This window comes from Natrinema sp. HArc-T2, from assembly GCF_041821085.1.
GTDB lineage: Archaea > Halobacteriota > Halobacteria > Halobacteriales > Natrialbaceae > Natrinema.
In genome coordinates, this window is the sequence record NZ_JBGUAZ010000020.1 from 1 (window position 1) to 3646 (window position 3646).

Here is a 3646-nt window from a genome sequence, read left to right on the forward strand (position 1 = left end):
GAAAGAGATCTCGTCGTCGTAGTAGGCAGCTGCGATTTCCTGCGTGAGCGCGTCGTCATGGGCCGCCTCTTGGAGGTACTCTCGCAACGCAGTTACGAGGACATCCGTCCGGTCTTCCCCGAGGACGTCTGCGAGGGCGTCGGTCCGGTCGATAAGTCGGTGGGGCGCCCGGAACTGAACGCGCTTTTTGTCGCTACTCATTATGTGTACATTGTGAGCCAGTTCACTTAGCAGTTATCGTGTGTACAATGTGAGCCACGCTCCCCTCACGTCGACGACAGCACGGTTCGCTCAAGAAGAAATGTAGCTGATTAACTGTGTGGCCACGTCCTCGGTCCGTTCGTCAACGAGAGCGGTCATATGGAATTCCACCTCTGTCGCACTGTTGAGGGTCGCGAGCGACCACGGAAGGACGTGACTTCGTTCCCCGAGTGGCTCGCCTTCGTAGTCGTCGTCGCGGAGCGTGAGTGACTCCTCATGGTAGGTCTTCGTGGAGATCAGGACGGTGATCAGCTGTACGCCGTGGTTCGGGAACCGAGGTGTTCCTAGAACAAGCATCGGACGACCTTTGTCCGAGAGCGGATCGGTCCCCCAGATGATGTCGCCGCGTTCTAGTTCATCGAACGCGGTCACCGCACTTCCTCCATCTCGTCAGTTTTCAACTCCTCGAGATCTTCCTCGCCGTACTGCTCGTCTGCAGTCTGGTGGTGCTGGTGAAGTCGGTAGGCGGCTCGAAGCCGGTCCTCGTTGTCTGTGATCGCCCAGTACGGGCGCTTGTGCCGCACAAGACCTCGTTCCTTCAGTCGCGAGAGGATCGCACTAACGGCGTCCGTATCCAGTTCGAGTTGTTCAGCAATCGTCGCCGCCTTCCACGCCCGGTCGTCGTTCTCGTCAAGGAACAGCACGATCCGCTCGGTGTCGTTTCGTTCCTCGAATTCATCGTCGTCGGCGTTCTCGAACTCGTCGATATCGATGGTGCCGCTCGACATAGATTACTGTTGGTAGCGTGGGTGCATAGCTATTTGGGTGTTTGTTACTAGAGGAGCATACCCACGTCTGAAGGCAGGTCAAACTCTGTCATTCACTTTGTCGGCGTCGTGATGAGGTGTTCCTCGAGGTCGCGTGTCCAGTACGTCGCCGGGCCTCCGGGACTACACCTCGCACACAGCTGTAGCGAGCCCTCGAGATGGCCGAGTTCGACGCGGAACCGCGTGAGGGCTGCAAGCGCGTCGACGACGAGCCCACAGCCATCGCAGGTGCAGTGATCGCGCTCGTCAGGGTCCAGCTCCGCCTGGATAGCGCAGTCGATACAGATGGGATGAGAGACTCGCTCGTCTTTTCCCCAGGTATGTGCCTCTCCGGCCTCGGTGCCGGGCAGGGCGTCGCAGAAGGCACAGCCAGCGAGCGTCTGCTGCATCACTCACCCTCCTTGTCGGCGTTGCGGGCCGCCGTCCAGCCTCGATGGAAAACAGCAAGCTGAGTGCTCGAGTCAAAGGCGGTCCCACTTGGCTCGTGGACAAACACCCGCTTGCCAGGGACCGGCGTCACCACACCGTTATCGATGAGTTCCGTAACGAGCTGTCGGGCGGTTGTCTCGCCGAGATCTGCTGTCACGACGCGAGTTGCATCCTGATCACGGGCAACGAGTCTGGCCTCGAACCGGCTGTAATCGTCTGCAGTGTCGTCAATCGGATTTGAATCAGTCATTGTCAATCACATGGCGGCTCACTGTTGAGCGCGCCTCGTGCCTCATGGCGCCAAAAATTCGCTGCTGGAAGTACAGTCAGAAGAACCGTATCAGAAGGTGAAGGTGCATACAGATATTAGGCACCCATTCGATTGGGAGTAACCGAGTTCACTCTGGAATCGTCTCCTCGAGTTTTGGAGGAAGTCGCTGAAGACAGGTTTCCAGAAAGCTTAGCGGCGCTTCTGCTTCGAGATGTCCTGGTTCGTGGGTTAATTCCTCATCGGTCTCGATCTGGAAATGGGTTGTCCCAAGGTCTTCATGATCATCGTCTTTGTGCCATCCCAAGCTGACTACGTCATCAGCCCACTGAACACGCTGAACGTCAATGTCGGCACGTGGCCGCCATGTGACCTCGAAGGTGGCCTGCTGCCGTGGAAATTCTTCGCCTAAGAATATCTCAGTCTCGACGTCAGCAACGACAGATCGAGGACGGAGTCGAGATGGTCGATACCGAACATCAGAAAACCCCGGTTCTTTTTCGAGTCGTTCTTTGAGGCGACGAAGTCCTTCGCGCCGAGTGAATCCTCGGCCACCAGCAAGAAAGAGTACCATCTTTCCCTAGCCCTCTTGGGGAAGTGTGTCTGAACCACGATTTGCGAGACGCGGATCTGCATCAAGTCGCGTTAGTGAACTTTGAAGGCTGATCGCAAGCTGAAGTGCTTCACGCACCTGAATGTTGTATTCCCATTCCTCGATCACTTCGAGGCGCTCGCGTCGATCGTCAGCTGACAGATCCTCACGTCCAATGCTCTGTCGAAGCTTTTCGAGAGATTCAACATTATATGTTGACTTCCACGAGTCGATTTCCTCACCAATCGCACGCAGTTCATTAGTGAGTTCGTCTACTGACTGCTCTTCAGCAAGAGACCGAACTTCACGGAGGAATTGCGTGATCTCATCGGGCTTGTAGCATGTGCCGTCGGCTGTTTCAATGGCCTCGAGCTCTCCTTGATCAGCCATTCGATCAAGGTATTTAACAGCCGTATCTCTCGAGACATCCGCCTCTTCGGCGATCCAGCCCGCATTTCGTGGTGTCGTTCGCGTTAAGGCGACATGCCTGACACGGTCTGCACTATCCATCTCTTCTGGCCACACCTGTGATCGGTCGCTCATTGCTCGCTTTATGATCTCTGTGAACTAATAGTTTAGTGTCGGTCAGAATTATTTTGTATTCTAATGCTTGAAGCACAGTCAAGTCGAAGACACTGCATGATACGTACTGGAGTCAGTGATCGATATTCACAGCGGTCAGGAGTACTGACAACTGCTAATCATTTCTCATCACTCCGGAGTCCTGTTCGAAGTTGCCACGTTGGCTTCACCCTGAACGTATCTGGTTCCTCAGCAGGATGCGGATGACTCTGATTCGTCGCCAGTGACGCGGGCCGTGCGAGGCGGTTGATCAGTTCATCACGGACGTCCTGCCGAGACATCGTCTGCTCGTGCCAGCCAAGCCGTTCGTCGTAATGGCGCTTCTCGAATCTCTCGCCAACCGTATCGGCAGCGATGTACTGCGTCAGTTTAACCCCCCAGACGTTCGACGATCGATACTCGGCACCGACGTCTGCATGTGTGAGTTCGACGAGAACACACTCGACAAATGAGACGAGTGACTCCCGACTTCGGTCGTTCGGAACGCGTAACTCGAGGCCAGCCCAGGGTTGCTTGGAGGGTTGCCGGTGAGTTGGTGTCCGATCAATTCCACGGTCTCGTGGGTGCTGTCGCTCAGTAGTCATTCTCTATCTCGGGGCAGTTCGATCGCCCCGCACCCATCTCGGGGCGAAAAAATACTCCGGAGGGGTCGTTTTAGAATACGTAGCTCTGTTGAAACCGGGTTCTTTAGCTGTTTATTTCCGTGGAATCACTGCGCACTACAGGTGCTTATTGACCGCTGGGATT

Annotated in this window: 8 protein-coding genes; 1 reads left to right on the forward strand and 7 read right to left on the reverse strand. The window is 55.6% G+C overall.

Translation table 11 applies throughout. The features are described 5' to 3' along the window. The 5 genes from ACERI1_RS18710 to ACERI1_RS18730 form a co-directional block, all read right to left on the reverse strand. Nucleotides 1–201: hypothetical protein (locus tag ACERI1_RS18710; RefSeq protein WP_373619988.1), on the reverse strand; the 201-nt coding region annotated here is incomplete at its 3' end. A 90-nt stretch (nucleotides 202–291) separates the two neighbouring features. Further along, entirely contained in the window at nucleotides 292–633 is a 342-nt protein-coding gene (locus ACERI1_RS18715; protein WP_006648267.1) for a hypothetical protein, read from the reverse strand. Continuing rightward, a complete protein-coding gene (locus ACERI1_RS18720; protein WP_138783072.1) occupies nucleotides 630–989 on the reverse strand; it encodes a helix-turn-helix domain-containing protein in 360 nt (119 codons plus the stop codon). The genes ACERI1_RS18715 and ACERI1_RS18720 overlap by 4 nt, the downstream gene beginning before the upstream one ends. A gap of 92 nt (nucleotides 990–1081) precedes the next feature. Then, nucleotides 1082–1417, reverse strand: a complete 336-nt coding sequence (locus ACERI1_RS18725; RefSeq protein WP_373619989.1) for a hypothetical protein — start codon at nucleotides 1415–1417, stop codon at nucleotides 1082–1084. Continuing rightward, complete coding sequence (locus tag ACERI1_RS18730; protein ID WP_373619990.1) at nucleotides 1417–1707, reverse strand: hypothetical protein; 291 nt, start codon at nucleotides 1705–1707, stop codon at nucleotides 1417–1419. Before ACERI1_RS18730 ends, ACERI1_RS18725 begins: the two co-directional genes overlap by 1 nt. A 277-nt stretch (nucleotides 1708–1984) precedes the next feature. On the opposite strand from ACERI1_RS18730, the gene ACERI1_RS18735 reads away from it, so the two are divergent. Continuing rightward, complete coding sequence (locus tag ACERI1_RS18735) at nucleotides 1985–2137, forward strand: hypothetical protein (protein WP_373619991.1); 153 nt, start codon at nucleotides 1985–1987, stop codon at nucleotides 2135–2137. A gap of 168 nt (nucleotides 2138–2305) precedes the next feature. Here ACERI1_RS18735 and ACERI1_RS18740 read toward each other — a convergent pair whose 3' ends face one another. After that, nucleotides 2306–2860, reverse strand: a complete 555-nt coding sequence (locus ACERI1_RS18740) for a hypothetical protein (RefSeq protein ID WP_373619992.1) — start codon at nucleotides 2858–2860, stop codon at nucleotides 2306–2308. A 158-nt stretch (nucleotides 2861–3018) separates the two neighbouring features. Beyond that, nucleotides 3019–3483 carry a hypothetical protein gene (locus ACERI1_RS18745; RefSeq protein ID WP_373619993.1) on the reverse strand — a complete coding sequence of 155 codons (465 nt, stop codon included), beginning with the start codon at nucleotides 3481–3483 and terminating at the stop codon, nucleotides 3019–3021. Nucleotides 3484–3646 lie beyond the last annotated feature (163 nt).